The 13,854-nt window shown below is 62.5% G+C and carries 11 protein-coding genes and 1 pseudogene; 7 read left to right on the top strand and 5 right to left on the bottom strand.

From position 1 onward, the window contains the following. Positions 1-204: 204 nt before the first annotated feature. The gene (gene gltS, locus PG879_RS13825) at positions 205-1,404 is read right to left on the bottom strand and encodes a sodium/glutamate symporter (RefSeq protein ID WP_270830333.1); all 1,200 of its coding nucleotides are present in this window, start codon (positions 1,402-1,404) and stop codon (positions 205-207) included. Positions 1,405-1,894: 490 nt separating this feature from the next. Here gltS and ansA point away from each other — a divergent pair, with 490 nt between their 5' ends. Further along, positions 1,895-2,902: an asparaginase gene (ansA, locus tag PG879_RS13830; protein ID WP_010675424.1), complete on the top strand. Its 1,008-nt coding sequence runs from the start codon at positions 1,895-1,897 to the stop codon at positions 2,900-2,902. 242 nt (positions 2,903-3,144) lie between these two features. Here ansA and PG879_RS13835 read toward each other — a convergent pair whose 3' ends face one another. After that, entirely contained in the window at positions 3,145-3,438 is a 294-nt protein-coding gene (locus PG879_RS13835) for a YeaC family protein (RefSeq protein ID WP_010675423.1), read from the bottom strand. A gap of 60 nt (positions 3,439-3,498) precedes the next feature. Continuing rightward, entirely contained in the window at positions 3,499-4,932 is a 1,434-nt protein-coding gene (locus PG879_RS13840; protein ID WP_270830334.1) for a glyceraldehyde-3-phosphate dehydrogenase, read from the bottom strand. Positions 4,933-5,143: 211 nt separating this feature from the next. On the opposite strand from PG879_RS13840, the gene PG879_RS13845 reads away from it, so the two are divergent. Beyond that, positions 5,144-5,947 carry a DUF2989 domain-containing protein gene (locus PG879_RS13845; protein WP_042014444.1) on the top strand — a complete coding sequence of 268 codons (804 nt, stop codon included), beginning with the start codon at positions 5,144-5,146 and terminating at the stop codon, positions 5,945-5,947. Beyond that, positions 5,944-6,501, top strand: a complete 558-nt coding sequence (locus PG879_RS13850; RefSeq protein WP_048207040.1) for an NUDIX domain-containing protein — start codon at positions 5,944-5,946, stop codon at positions 6,499-6,501. The genes PG879_RS13845 and PG879_RS13850 overlap by 4 nt, the downstream gene beginning before the upstream one ends. Positions 6,502-6,563: 62 nt before the next feature. Here PG879_RS13850 and sppA read toward each other — a convergent pair whose 3' ends face one another. Beyond that, entirely contained in the window at positions 6,564-8,408 is a 1,845-nt protein-coding gene (sppA, locus tag PG879_RS13855) for a signal peptide peptidase SppA (protein ID WP_161469835.1), read from the bottom strand. A 320-nt stretch (positions 8,409-8,728) separates the two neighbouring features. On the opposite strand from sppA, the gene PG879_RS13860 reads away from it, so the two are divergent. The 4 genes and pseudogenes from PG879_RS13860 (at position 8,729) to PG879_RS20595 (ending at position 13,030) form a co-directional block, all read left to right on the top strand. Further along, positions 8,729-10,756, top strand: a complete 2,028-nt coding sequence (locus PG879_RS13860; RefSeq protein ID WP_161469836.1) for an NADPH-dependent 2,4-dienoyl-CoA reductase — start codon at positions 8,729-8,731, stop codon at positions 10,754-10,756. Between the two features lie 107 nt (positions 10,757-10,863). After that, positions 10,864-11,412 carry an NAD(P)H nitroreductase gene (locus tag PG879_RS13865; RefSeq protein ID WP_010675416.1) on the top strand — a complete coding sequence of 183 codons (549 nt, stop codon included), beginning with the start codon at positions 10,864-10,866 and terminating at the stop codon, positions 11,410-11,412. A 781-nt stretch (positions 11,413-12,193) separates the two neighbouring features. After that, positions 12,194-12,634 (top strand): annotated as a pseudogene (locus PG879_RS20590) (methyl-accepting chemotaxis protein); the annotation flags it as partial. A gap of 27 nt (positions 12,635-12,661) precedes the next feature. After that, positions 12,662-13,030 (top strand): CZB domain-containing protein, encoded by a 369-nt coding sequence (locus PG879_RS20595; RefSeq protein WP_239054240.1) that lies wholly within the window; start codon positions 12,662-12,664, stop codon positions 13,028-13,030. A 20-nt stretch (positions 13,031-13,050) separates the two neighbouring features. Here PG879_RS20595 and PG879_RS13875 read toward each other — a convergent pair whose 3' ends face one another. Beyond that, on the bottom strand, positions 13,051-13,599 hold the full coding sequence (locus PG879_RS13875; RefSeq protein ID WP_161469838.1) for a sugar O-acetyltransferase: 549 nt from the start codon (positions 13,597-13,599) through the stop codon (positions 13,051-13,053). Positions 13,600-13,854: the final 255 nt, after the last annotated feature.

Below are 13,854 nucleotides of genomic sequence, written 5' to 3' on the forward strand. Positions count from 1 at the left end.
CGGAACCAGTGATTGGTTCCGGATTGTCCTACAGCAGAAGGATCGGTCAATGGATCCTTAACTGATCAGCATTGCGCACCTTGGTGCGGGGCTTTTTGTTGCCTGCAGTCGGCCCCTTGGTGAGGGTCGGGGCAGCGTCCAGGGGCCAGCAAGCAAAGAGCCCACCGCAAGGTGGGCTCTGTCATACGGGGCCTGCGTCCGGGATCACAGGAAGGGCAGGGCCAGGAACAGCTTGATCACCACGGCGTTGATGACGTCGATGAAGAAGGCACCGACCATGGGCACCACCAGGAAGGCCAGGTGGGAGGGGCCGAAGCGCTGGGTGATGGCCTGCATGTTGGCAATGGCCGTGGGGGTGGCGCCGAGGCCGAAGCCGCAGTGACCCGCCGCCAGCACGGCCGCATCATAGTTGCGCCCCATGACCCGGAAGGTGACGAAGATGGCGTAGAGCGCCATCGCCACCGTCTGCACGGCCAGCAGGATGAAGATGGGCAGGGCCAGGCTTGCCAGCTCCCACAGCTTGAGGCTCATCAGCGCCATGGCGAGGAAGAGCGACAGGCTGACGTTGCCGAGCAGGGAGACCTCGCGGTCGCTCACTTCGTGCCAGTTGAGCAGGGTGAGCAGGTTGCGCAGCAGCACGCCGACAAAGAGCACGCAGACGAAGATCGGCAACTCGAAGACGCCGCCCTTGAGATAGAGGGCCAGCATTTCGCCCCCTTTCAGGCTGATGGCGATGAGTGCCAGGGTCTCGATCAGGCTGAAGGTGGTGAGCGGGCGCTCCATGTCCGGCATTTCGAAGCCCTGGGGGGCGCCGTCACGGTTGTGCTCCTCACCGGGCACCTGCACCTTCTTCACCAGATAACGGGCCACCGGGCCGCCGATGAGGCCCCCCAGCACCAGGCCGAAGGTGGCACAGGCTATCGCCAGCTCGGCGGCGGATTGCACGCCGTACTTCTCGGTGAAGATGGAGCCCCAGGCCGCCCCGGTGCCGTGGCCGCCGGAGAGGGTGATGGAGCCGGCCAGCAGCCCCATGTGGGGATCCAGCCCCAGCAGGGTGGCCAGACCCACCCCCAGGCTGTTCTGCACCAGCAGCAGGCCGGTGACCACCAGCAGGAAGGTGGCCACCGCCTTGCCGCCGCGCTTGAGGCTGCCCAGATCGGCGGAGAGGCCGATGGAGGCAAAGAAGGTCAGCATCAGGGCCGTCTGCAGGCTGGTATCAAATTGCAGTTCGATCTGCAGGGTGGAACGCAGCACCAGCAGCACCAGGGCAACCACCAGGCCACCGGCCACGGGTTTGGGGATGTTGAAAGTGCGCAGGGGTCCTATCTTGTTGACCAGCAGGCGGCCAAGCAGCAGCACCAGGGTCGCGGCGACCAGGGTGGCGTAGGCATCAAGTTGTAGCATTCAGTGCTCCCATGTTGATCGGCTGTGTCTTTGGCGAGAAAGACTCACGGATCCAGCCGGGATGAAACAGAGTGGCGAACGCGCCAGTGACAGAGGGGCCGCAGCCCCGTCCCTCTGCAAAAGAGGGGGTCGACACGAGCCCGTGTTCGTCGGGCGTCCAGATGAGATTTGTGAAAAATCCGCCGGATACTAGCAAAAAACACCAAGCGCATCCACATATGTCACATTAATGATTAAAACATGGTGTTAACATGGCATTTAAAACTGCCTCGCCGAGTGTGCTCCGGATCGCAACAATGCTGCTGCGGCTGTCATTTGCAGCGGCGCTCTTTATAATTCGCCCGGTTCCGCCCCCACGGGAGGACACAGACCCTCAAGAGGTCTGTTGATGACCGATATTGAGCCCGCCCGCACCATCTGAAGGACGGGGAGCTGTATCGGTTGAGCCCTGTTTGATTTGCCGGTTTCCAGTCCAGAGAGAGGAGAGGGTGTGAAGAAGTCCATCTACATTGCCTACACAGGCGGCACCATAGGGATGCAGCGTTCCGACCACGGTTATGTACCGATGGCGGGCTTCATGGAGGACTGTCTGGCACGGATGCCCGAGTTCCATCGACCGGAAATGCCCGATTACCATATCCACGAATATGCCCCCCTCATCGACTCTTCCGACATGACGCCGGCAGACTGGCAGCGCATCGCCGAGGATATCAAGGGCAACTACGACAAGTACGACGGTTTCGTCATTCTGCACGGCACCGACACCATGTCGTTCACCGCGTCTGCGCTCTCCTTCATGCTCGAAGATCTGCACAAGCCGGTCATCATCACCGGCTCCCAGATCCCCCTGGCCGAGCTGCGCTCGGACGGTCAGCAGAACCTGCTCAACGCCCTCTATATCGCGGCCAACTACCCGATCCACGAGGTGACGCTCTTCTTCAACAACCAGCTCTATCGTGGCAACCGCAGCAAGAAGGTGCATGCCGACGGCTTCCACGCCTTCGACTCGCCCAACTACCCGCCCCTGCTCAATGCCGGTATCGCCATCTCCCTGGAGGCAGGTGAGCTGGGCGTGCCGTGCGATCGCCCCCTGGTGCTGCACGACATCACCCCCCAGCCCATCGGGGTGGTGACCCTCTACCCGGGGATATCGGCGGAGGTGATAGCGAACATCCTGCAACAGCCGGTGCGTGCGCTGATCCTGCTCTCCTTCGGGGTGGGCAATGCGCCCCAGAACCCGGCCATGCTGGCGCTGCTCTCCGAGGCATCTGCCCGGGGCGTCATCATCGTCAACCTGAGCCAGTGCCTGCACGGCAAGGTCAACATGGGGGGTTATGCCACCGGCAACGCCCTCTCCCGTGCGGGAGTCATCTCGGGCTTTGACATGACCGCCGAGGCGGCGCTCACCAAGCTGCACTTCCTGCTGAGCCAGGATCTGCCGGCGCCGCGCATCCGCGAGCTGATGCAGCAGTCCCTGCGGGGTGAACTGACCCCCTGACTTTCCCTCCCACCCTAACCCTCTCCCAGCGGGAGAGGGGATAGATCGAGGTGGCGAGGTTTGCCATGAAGATCGCCGGCAGGTGGCCCGCTGACTGCTCGCAGGTGCGTGCCAGCTCCCTTCTCCCCTGGTGGGAGAAGGGCCGGGGATGAGTCATCCTGCATAGAGAGGAAAAAAAGAGGGGAGCCATAATGGCTCCCCTCTTTCGTTTCGTTACCGCGATAGGTGACGTGCGGCCTGCCTCAGTGGCTAAGGTCTACCCGTACTATCTCTTCCTCATCGCGATACTGGCGCTTGAGCTCGCTCTTGCTCTTCATCACGATCTCGCCGTCACGGCCGATGTTCATGTGCTCGGGGTTCTCAAGGTGCATCGCCTGCCAGGCCATCACGGCCTGCAGGGAAGTGGCCTTCTGCTCCTCGGTGAGGGGCTTGCCATCCGGCCATTTGCCGAGCTCGACCGCAGTCTTGAGCCGCTCGTACACCTCTTTGGGCATCTGCGCTATCGCTTGTTGAAACGTCACTTGCTGAGACGACATCCGGCCTCTCCTTGAAAATTGAGCCATGAACACGGGTTCCGGCGGGCAGATCCTGTCGGACTATACCGGTAGATCCTGGCGGACTACGCCAGCCATCTGCTCCATCACCCGTACTACCTGACAACTGTACCCGAACTCGTTGTCATACCACACGTAGAGCACGCAGTGATCCCCCTCGGCGATGGTGGCCTGGGAGTCGACGATGCCCGCAAAACGGGAGCCCACCATGTCGGAGGAGACCAGCTCGGTGCTGGCACTGAAGTCGATCTGGCGATGCAGGGCCGAGCTCAGTGCCATCTGCTGCAGATAGGCGTTGAGGCTCTCCCGATCGGTGGTCTGTTCCAGCGACAGGTTGATGATGGCCAGGGACACGTTGGGTGTGGGCACCCGGATGGCGTTGCCGGTCAACTTGCCCTTGAGCTCCGGCAGCGCCTTGGCCACCGCCTTGGCGGCGCCGGTGCTGGTCATCACCATGTTGAGGGCTGCGCTGCGACCGCGGCGCTCGCCTTTGTGATAGTTGTCGATGAGGTTCTGATCGTTGGTATAGGAGTGGACCGTCTCCACGTGGCCGTGGCGGATGCCGTACTTGTCCTGCATCACCTTGAGCACCGGGGTGATGGCGTTGGTGGTGCAGGAGGCGGCGGAGACTATCTTGTCATCCGGGCCTATCACCTCGTGGTTGACCCCGAACACCACGTTCTTCATCTCCCCCTTGCCGGGGGCGGTCAGCAGCACCCGGGCGGCGCCGCGGGCCTTGAGGTGCTCGGACAGCCCCACTTCGTCACGCCAGACCCCGGTGTTGTCAACGATCAGCGCATTGTCGATGCCATAGGCGGTGTAGTCGATGTCGGCCGGGCTGTTGGCGTAGATCACCTGGATGAAGGTGCCATTGGCGATGATAGCGCTGCGTTCTGCATCCACCTCGATGGAGCCGTTGAAGGGGCCGTGCACCGAATCGCGGCGCAACAGGCTGGCACGCTTCTCCAGATCCCCGTTGCGACCGCCGCGCACCACGATGGCGCGCAGGCGCAGGGAGTTGGCGGCGCCGGTGCGCTCGATGAGCAGACGGGCCAGCAGGCGGCCGATGCGACCGAAGCCGTAGAGCACCACGTCGGTCGGGGCGGGCACGGCACTGCGGTTCAGGGCCGGTGCCAGCTTGGCGCGCAGATAGTCCTCGATGCCGGCTTCATCCTGGTGATCCTGCCAGTAGCCCACGGCCAGTTTGCCGAGATCGACTTCGGCGGCGGTGGGGTTCAGGGCGACGATGGCGCGCAGGAGAGGGAAGCTTTGCTGGATGGGCAGCGGGGTGCCCTGGTGGCGGCGAACGACCCGGTGGGCCTTGAGGATATCGATGGTGGAGGCGTTTTGCAGCGGGCGTCCGTAGAGGGTGATCTCTATCCCTTGCTGTCGGTAGAGGCGACCTATCAAGGGTTGCATGGCTTCGGCGAGCTCCTGGCTCTCCTGCCACGCCTGCAAGTAGTGCTCGTGGGTCATTAACCAGATCCTTTTATTTCACGTTGTTGAAGCAAGTTGCCTGGGCAAATTGAAATTCGTCGAAGGCAGATCAGTGTAGGGCTGATGGTTTCGTTATATTATTCTGCAATCGCGGCCTTATACGGCGCGCGCATTGTAATGGATATGTAGCCTGTTTGCTAGTTGGCGGTGGCCGGTGCGGGTTGCGATTGTTATCAACCAGATGTGAACCATGACCCTATTCTCACAGCGTCCGTTACTGCTTTCCCTCGCTTGTTGCCTGACGTTGACGGCCTGCGACGACGACAGGATCCACAACATCTGCTCCCAATATCCCGCCCTGTGCGCGGACCTGGTGGACGACGGCTGGTGTCGCTATGAGCGCAGCGACGTCATTCGCGGTCGTTACTATCTCCAGGAAGAGGGGACGGACAGGCGCAAGTACGATCTGATGCGCGGCCTGGAGCGTTATCTGCAGTGCGCCGAGCACTCCACCAACATCGAGTACAAGCGGGCCAGGGAGCAGAAGAGCCCCAGAGTGGAAGGGATGCTGGCCGCCGGCCGTCAACTGGAGCAACTGGATGCGCAGACCCGGGGTTCCCAGGATCCCTACCTGCTGCTCTGGCACTGGACCAACAACACCAGTCCCGAGGCCCGCGCCAGCTTCCTCGCGCAGGAGGGGACGCCGAGCCTCGAGGAGCCCGAGCTGCAACTGGCGCTCGGCGGCATTTATGCCAAGAGCGAGCCCGAGAAGGCCATCAGGCTGATGCACCATGCGCTCTCCCTCTATCGGGAGGGGGACAAGGTCAACAGCCGGATCCTCACCGCCCTCAGCACCCTCTACATGGGGCAGAAGCGATTTGATCAGGCCTATCTGTGGGGCAAGGTGAGCGAGTCATTCCAGGAGAGCCCCGAGGTCTCCGCCACCCGGCTCGGCATTTACCATGCCATCGGCAAGGAGGAGCAGGAGACGCTGGACGACCAGGCGGCCACCATCGTCGACGCACTCAGGCAGGGGAGCTACCGCACACCATGAATCCGACCCTGTCAGAAGCCCGGGAGTGGGCCCATCCCTTCGATATCCGTCTCGTCCACGGCCAGATCCGCGGCGAGGACAGGGTGCTTGAACGGGCCACGGTGAGGGCCGTGGTGATGCGTGGTGATCGACTGCTGCTGGTGCACTCCCGCGTCAACGGGGATCTCATGTTCCCCGGTGGCGGCATCGAGCACGGGGAGGCGCACGATGCGGCCCTGGCCCGGGAGCTGCGGGAAGAGTGTGGCGCCGAGCTGGTGGCCGTGGGCCCCCTGCTGGGAGAGACCCGGGAGTATCGTGCCGCGCGCGAGCCGGATTACGATGCCTACTGCATTCGATCGTCCTATTACCTCTGCCGGGTCGGGGAGGACTGGAGTGCACCGCGCCCCCAGCCCTACGAGATCCGCCTCGGCTTCACGCCGGGCTGGTTCCCCCTGGCCGAGGCACTGCAAACCAACAAGACCCAGCTGGCGGGTCCCTGTCCCCAGTGGACGGCGCGAGAGACCCGGGTGCTGGCAGAGTTGCACCGCTGGCAAGCGTCCGGCTTGCTGACCTGACAAGGCCGCTTGCCCCATAAAAAAACCGCCTGTCGGCGGTTTTTTTATGGCTGTCCCCGGCGTCAGGGGAGACAGACCGGGCAGAAGGCGTAGGTGCCCTGGGGATCGTTGAAGCGGGTCAGCGGGTCCAGAGTGCGGTTCATCTCCAGCAGCGTCTTGCCAAGCCCGGCGGGCAGCCAGCTTTGCAGGTGCGGGGCCAGGATGCGGGCACTGCTGTCAAACAGCTCGCGCAGGAACTTGTCCCTGGCCGACTCTTCCGGTGCGATGGGGGTGACCTGCCAACTCTTGAGGTTGGCGAGATCGGCGGCCGCCTTGAGGGCGTCATCCAGATTGCCGAACTCGTCCACCAGCCCCAGTGCCTTGGCATCCTGCCCGGTCCAGACCCGGCCTTCGGCGGCTTTTTCCGCCTCTTCCGGGCTAAGGCCGCGGCCCTTGCCCACCAGGCCGACAAAGCGCTGATAGGTGTCTTCCACGCTCAGTTGAATGGCTTCACCCACGTGATCCGGCAGGGCACGGGTCAGCCCGACCCCCACGAAGTCGGTGGTGCCGACGCCGTCGGTGTGTACCCCGTACTGGGAGAGCGCCTTGTCGATGGTGGCGAACATGCCGAACACCCCGATGGAACCGGTGAGGGTGGTGGGGGAGGCGAAGATCTTGTCCGCATCGGCGGAGATCCAGTAGCCACCGGAGGCGGCGTAGCTGCCCATGGAGATGACCACCGGCTTGCCCGCCTGTTTCAGGGCCAGCAATTCGGCGCGGATCTGCTCGGCCGCAAAGGCGCTGCCGCCGGGGCTGTCCACTCGCAGCACCACGGCTTTCACCTGATCGTCACGGCGGGCCTCGGCCAGCAGATCGGCAAGGCTGTCGCCGCCGATGGTGCCGGCAGGCTGGACGCCATCCATGATGGCGCCGCTGGCAGTGATGAGGCCTACCTCATCCTTGCCGCTCTGGGGGTACTGCTCCGGGATGGCGGCCAGATACTCTTTCAGGCCCACGCCCTTCCAGCCGTGATCATCGGCCTCGCCCACTTCCTTGATCACCGCCTGGGTCATTTCGTCGCGGGTGGCGAGCTGATCCACCAGACCGTTGTCGAGGGCGTAGCTGGCCGCATTGCCACCGGCCTTGCGCAGCAGTTCGAGGAAGTGATCCTTGTTCGGTGCGACGGCATCCGGTTCGATCTCCCGCTGCTCCGCCACGTCGGCCACATAGGATTGCCACAGCTGATCCAGCCAGCGCTGGTTCGCCTCCTTGCTCTCGGGGGACATCTCGTCCCGGGTGTAGGGCTCGACGAAGGACTTGTAGGTGCCGACCTTGAAGACGTGTGGGGTGATGTTGAGCTTCTCCAGTGCCGACTTGAAGTAGGTCTGGTAGACACCCAGCCCCTCGATCAGCACGGCACCACTCTGGTTGAGCAGCACGTGGTCGGCGTGGGCGGCGAGCAGATAGGCCCCCTGGCTGTAGTAGTCCGCCATGGCGATGACCGGCTTGCCGCTCTCCTTGAAGGCGTCGATGGCGGCCGTCACCTCCTGCAGTTTGGAGAGGCTGGCCCCTTGCAGACCCTGGGGCTTGATCACCAGCGCCTTGATGCGATCGTCATTCCCCGCGCTCTTGATGGCCCACAGCAGATCGGAGAGGACGATTTCGCTTGGCTGCTCGTCCCCCTTGTCCATCTGCCTGAGCAGTTGCACCGTGGGATCGGTCTGGGTGCGCTGTTCTACCAGCACACCGGAGAGATTGAGGGTGAGCGCCCCCTCGATGGGGGTGCTTGGGGTCTCGCTCTGGCTGACGCTGAAGACGATGACCAGCACGACGAGAAGAAACAGCAGGTTGACCAGCATCAAGCGGGTAAAGTTGAGCAGGCGCCAGAGGCTGCGAAAGAGCCATCCCAGACCTTTGAAAATAGACATAGCTGCGTTGTCGCCCTGTTAATGGGTTGAGAGCAGCCATTATTAACCAGTTGCGCAGCCAATTGCCATTTCCCCTTGAGTCGACTGCCCCCCGCCACTTCGGAACACGGCTGTTCGCTGAAAAAATGTCCAAACATTTGTTTGAAAAAGAGTTTTCGATTCTTTACTCTAGCTCCAGTTTGATAACAAAAAATTAACTGAAAGGCCCGATGAGCCGGCCCCACCTCCACCTACCCCTTCTTTTTACTGCCCGTCACCCGAGGCAGCCAGGAAGGCTGGAGCATGACCCCGTGCACATCGACCTCGACAAGGAGTGCATCATGAGCCGTTATCCCACGCTGCTGACCCCCCTCGATCTGGGTTTTACCCAGTTGCGCAACCGCGTACTGATGGGGTCCATGCACACCGGCCTCGAGGAGGAAAAGGGGGGCTTTGACAAGCTGGCCGCCTTCTATGGTGAGCGGGCCCGTGGCGGGGTCGGTCTCATCGTGACCGGCGGCATCGCCCCCAATTTGCGGGGGCGGCTGGTGCCCCACGGCTCCCAGCTGAGCTTTCCCTGGCAGGTAGCCAAACACCGCAAGGTGACCGAGGCAGTGCACCGGGAAGGGGGCAAGATAGCGCTGCAGATCCTTCATGCGGGCCGCTACGCCTACCATCCGTTCAGCCTGGCGCCGAGCGCCCTCAAGGCTCCCATCTCCCCGTTCAAGCCGCGGACCATGAGCGAGCGGCAGATCCGCGGCACCATTCGCGACTTCGCCGCCACTGCGGCGCTGGCCAAGGCGGCCGGTTATGACGGGGTCGAGGTGATGGGCTCGGAAGGCTATCTCATCAACCAGTTCATCTGCGAGCGCACCAACAAGCGCACCGATGGCTGGGGCGGCAGCAGCGAAAACCGCATGCGCTTCCCGGTGGAGATTGTCCGCGCCATCCGTGAGCGGGTGGGCACGGATTTCATCATCATCTTCCGCCTCTCCATGCTGGATCTGGTGGAGCAGGGCTCCTCCCTTGAGGAAGTGATCGCCCTTGGCCGGGCACTGGAGCAGGTGGGGGTGACCCTCATCAACACCGGTATCGGCTGGCACGAGGCGCGCATTCCCACCATCGCCACCAGCGTGCCGCGCGGTGCCTTCAGCTGGGTGACCGCCGAGCTGAAAAAGCACCTCAAGGTGCCCCTCATCACCACCAACCGCATCAACACCCCTGAGGTGGCGGAGCGCATCCTGGCGGGGGGGGAGGCGGACATGGTCTCCATGGCGCGACCCTTCCTGGCGGACCCCGAATTCGTCATCAAGGCGGCTGAAGACAGGGCGGACGAGATCAACACCTGCATCGCCTGCAACCAGGCCTGCCTCGACCACGTGTTCAAGCAAAAGCGTGCCTCCTGCCTGGTCAATCCCCGTGCCTGCTTCGAGACCGAGTTGACGTTTGGCCGGGTGCCCCAGCCCAAGAAGCTGGCGGTGGTGGGGGCGGGTCCTGCCGGGCTGGCGTTTGCCTGCTATGCCGCCGAGCGGGGCCATCAGGTGAGCCTGTTCGATCAGGCGAGCGAAATCGGCGGCCAGTTCAACTTTGCCAAGCAGATCCCGGGCAAGGAGGAGTTTCACGAGACCCTGCGCTACTTCGCCAAACGGCTGGAGAAATGTGGCGTCGAGCTCTATCTGGGCCAGCGCCAGAGTGCCGAGAGCCTGCTGGGCGGCGGTTTTGACGAGGTGATCCTCGCCACCGGCATCCGCCCGCGCACTCCCAACATTCCGGGCATCGAGCATGCCAAGGTGATGAGCTACCTCGATGTCTTGCGGGATCACAAGCCGGTGGGCGAGAAGGTGGCGGTGATCGGCGCCGGCGGCATCGGCTTTGACGTGGCCGAATACCTGGTGGAGAAGAGAGGAGCGCCGGATGCTGAAAGCCATCGCGATCACTGGCTCAAGGAGTGGGGCATCGACAAGCAGCTCGGCGAGCGCGGCGGCCTGACTACCCCCGAAATCGATGCCCCCGAGCGCCAGATCTGGTTGCTCCAGCGCAAGGAGAGCAAGGTGGGCGACGGCCTTGGCAAGACCACCGGCTGGATCCATCGCACCGTGCTCAAGAATCGCAAGGTGCAGATGCTCTCCGGCGTCCAGTACCTGCGTATCGACGATGCCGGGCTTCACATCCAGGTGGGCGACCAGCAGCAGTGCCTGCCGGTGGATCAGGTGATCATCTGTGCCGGACAGGAGCCCCTCAAGGAGTTGCAGGCCGGTCTGCAGGCCGCTGGCAAGCCTGTGCACATCATCGGCGGTGCCGACGTGGCCGCCGAGCTGGATGCCAAACGCGCCATCCGGCAAGGGGCGGAGCTGGCTGCCGTCATCTAGCCTCCCGGCCCTTTCGTATCCTGACAAACCCCTGAACCTCAGGGGTTTTCTTCATCCGGTGCTGTGCTAAGGTAGCGCCATCATCGCCTTTGACAAGGAACTGCCCCATGGATGCCCTCCATCTGTTACTCAATCGCCACTCCTGTGGTCGTCTGGCCGAGCCTGCCCCGAGTGGCGAAGTGCTCGACAATATCCTCAAGGCCGGGCTGCGGGCGCCGGATCACGGCACTCTGACCCCCTGGCAGTTCATCCTGTTTGAAGGGGAGGGGCGTGAGCGTCTGGGGACATTGCTGGCCGATGCCGCCCATGCCCGTGGCGAGGATGCGGACAGTGTCGAGAAGTGCCGCGCCGCGCCACTGCGTGCTCCCCTGGTGATCGCGGTGGCGACCCGTTATCAGGCGCACCCCAAGGTACCGAAACTGGAGCAGGAGCTCTCTGCCGGTTGTGCCCTGATGGCGATGCAGATGGCGGCCCAGGCCCAGGGCTTCAACGGCATCTGGCGCTCCGGCTGGTTCATCTTCGACGAGCAGATCCATGGTGCACTGGGGCTGGCACCGGAGGATCAACTGGTGGGCTTCCTCTACCTTGGCACCCCCATGCTGGAGGCCCGAAAGCTGCGCGAGTTGCCCATTCAGGACTTCGTGCGCAGCTTCTGAAGCACAGAACGCCAAAAGCCCTGATTATTCAGGGCTTTTTTGTTTTCTGACAAAGCCCTCAGGCTGTACTGATAAATGCGCACTTGCCAAGAGGGGAGAAGGGGGTTGGCCGGACATTTTTTGAATTGTGAGAGATTCTTCTCACTCCTGGTTTATTACGCTATGTAAAACGTTTGCGCCACGTTATTATCCCACTGCCAGTTTAGAAGGTGACCCCTTCTAATTTTCTGCGATGAGAGTCGCAATTCCGTAGCACCTTTTTAGAGCCCAACGTCTTGATGACATTGGGCTTCATTTTTTGCGGGATCGGCACGTCAGCGTTCTTTCTCCTCTGCCTCTTCTCTACCTCACCCGGCCTCTTTTCGGCGATCTTTTGCACAGTCATTGATGTGGCCTCGATTGGAATCAGGATCAGGGTCAAATATCCTGCATTTGCAGGTGAAATCCGGCCCGGGATCCGCCAGCATCGGCAGAGACAAGAGAGCCAGAGGCTTCCCTTTGACGTCGACTGCCCGCACCTTTGCCATCCGGAGGCCATATGTGGTTCAACCGCAAGCTTGAAAAAGAGAATCAACAGCTCAGGGAGGCGATGCTTCTCAAAGAGCAGCAGCACCAGAGCGAGCTGGCCGAATTGCGTGCCACCATCGGTGAATACGAGCACATGCAGCGCACCAGCCGGGAGCGTGGCGATCTCTTCAATCAGGTGATCTCCTGCCAGAACCAGGGAGGCGAGATGCTGCAGAGCGTGCGGGAAGCGCTGGCTGGCAGTGCCGAGCACCTGATGGCGGAAAAGGGAGCGCTCTGCGAGCTGGATCAGCTCTTTGCCCAGACCCGGGGCGCCATCACCCGTCTTTCCAATCGTGCCCATGCCATCACGGATGAGGCGGCTCGCAGCCTCGCAGCCGTCCATCAGCTCGATGCCAGCACATCCGCCATCAACCAGTTCGTGACCGCCATCCAGGGCATTTCGGATCAGACCAACCTGCTGGCACTCAATGCGGCCATCGAGGCGGCCAGGGCCGGTGAAGCTGGTCGAGGATTCGCCGTGGTCGCCGATGAGGTGCGTCAGCTGGCGAGCAAGGCTCATGAAGCCAGCAGCCAGATCGAGGTGCTGGTCAGGCAGATAGTGGCACAGGCGCAGGAGATCAAGTCCATCATCGATGACAACCAGGCCAGTGCCGCCGAGGTGGCGACCTCCTCCTCCCAGATCGATGTGGTGGTGACCCAGGTGCTGGCACAATCAGGCCGGATGCAGCAGGTGATCCACAGTGCGGCCTCCACCTCCTTCCTCAATACCACCAAGCTGGATCACGCCGTCTGGAAGAACACCATCTATCGGCTCATCGATCAGCAGCATTTTCACGAGCCGGTGAGCGACCACGCTCAGTGTAGGCTGGGCAAATGGTATTTAGAGGGGCAGGGTGCCGAGCTCTTCGCCCACAAGCCGGGCTTTCGTGAACTGGACGGGCCCCACAAGCGGGTCCACGAGAGCGGCAAGGCCGCCCTGCACGCGCGCGAGCAGGGCGATATCAAAGGGATGGTCGAGCAGCTCAAGACCATGGAAAACGCCAGCATGCAGGTGGTGCACTGTATCGACCGCTTGCTGGAAAGCGCCTGAGCGAGCCTCGGGCCTTCCGCTCAACTTTTGACTGGCAGCAGCCGTGCCGGGTTGCCTGCCACCCTGGCACCGGCCGGTACATCTCTGGTCACGACCGAGCCCGCACCCACGACAGCTTCCCGCCCTATGGTGACGCCGGGAAGCAGGATGGCGCCGCCGCCAATCCAGACCCTGTCTTCGATGGTGACCGGCAGCGCCGTCTCAACCCCCTGAATACGCTCATCGGCGTCCAGCGCATGGGCGGCGGTGTAGATCTGCACGTTCGGCCCAATCATCACCTCGGCACCGATGTGAATGGGGGCATTGTCCAGCAGGGTGGCCCCCATGTTGATGTAGCTACCCTTGCCAAGGTGGATGTGGCGGCCATAGGTGCAGTAGAGGGGCGGGCAGATGAAGGCACCCTGTGCCAGCTCGCCGACGATCTGCTGCAGCAGCGCCAGCTGTTCATCCTCCTCGTCGCTGCGATTGAAGCGGCGGTACAGGCGGGCCGTCTCCCGGCGCAACAGATCCAGCTCTGGCGCCATGCAGTTGTAGGGCTGGCTGGCGATCATCTTCTCGTATTCGGTCATGACTGGGCCTCGATGGGGTGGAGGAAGAGAGGATAAGCCATCGGGGGGCAGAGAAGCGTGAGGCTCTCCCCAGAGTGGGCAGAAGGAGAATGGGCGTCCGGAAACGACAAGGGCACCCTGGGGTGCCCTTGTCGTTCAGCGACCTAAGTGTTGCCGCTGTGGCCTGTTGCTTGTCAGCCGAGTGTGCGGCTGATGGGTTGGCAACTGCCGTGGCTTGTTGTTTATCAGCCGAGTGTGCGGCTGATGGGTTGGCAG

Source organism: Aeromonas sp. QDB63, from assembly GCF_027707425.1.
In the GTDB taxonomy this organism is placed as follows: Bacteria; Pseudomonadota; Gammaproteobacteria; order Enterobacterales; family Aeromonadaceae; genus Aeromonas; species Aeromonas caviae.

Excerpts from the sequence above, each read along its gene's own strand:
- gltS (WP_270830333.1), bottom strand. The coding sequence starts at position 1,404 with ATGCTACAACTTGATGCCTACGCCACCCTGGTCGCCGCGACCCTGGTG.
- PG879_RS13835 (WP_010675423.1), bottom strand. The coding sequence starts at position 3,438 with ATGTCGTCTCAGCAAGTGACGTTTCAACAAGCGATAGCGCAGATGCCC.
- PG879_RS13840 (WP_270830334.1), bottom strand. The coding sequence starts at position 4,932 with ATGACCCACGAGCACTACTTGCAGGCGTGGCAGGAGAGCCAGGAGCTC.
- PG879_RS13845 (WP_042014444.1), top strand. The coding sequence starts at position 5,144 with ATGACCCTATTCTCACAGCGTCCGTTACTGCTTTCCCTCGCTTGTTGC.
- PG879_RS13850 (WP_048207040.1), top strand. The coding sequence starts at position 5,944 with ATGAATCCGACCCTGTCAGAAGCCCGGGAGTGGGCCCATCCCTTCGAT.
- sppA (WP_161469835.1), bottom strand. The coding sequence starts at position 8,408 with ATGTCTATTTTCAAAGGTCTGGGATGGCTCTTTCGCAGCCTCTGGCGC.
- PG879_RS13860 (WP_161469836.1), top strand. The coding sequence starts at position 8,729 with ATGAGCCGTTATCCCACGCTGCTGACCCCCCTCGATCTGGGTTTTACC.
- PG879_RS13865 (WP_010675416.1), top strand. The coding sequence starts at position 10,864 with ATGGATGCCCTCCATCTGTTACTCAATCGCCACTCCTGTGGTCGTCTG.
- PG879_RS20595 (WP_239054240.1), top strand. The coding sequence starts at position 12,662 with ATGCAGCAGGTGATCCACAGTGCGGCCTCCACCTCCTTCCTCAATACC.
- PG879_RS13875 (WP_161469838.1), bottom strand. The coding sequence starts at position 13,599 with ATGACCGAATACGAGAAGATGATCGCCAGCCAGCCCTACAACTGCATG.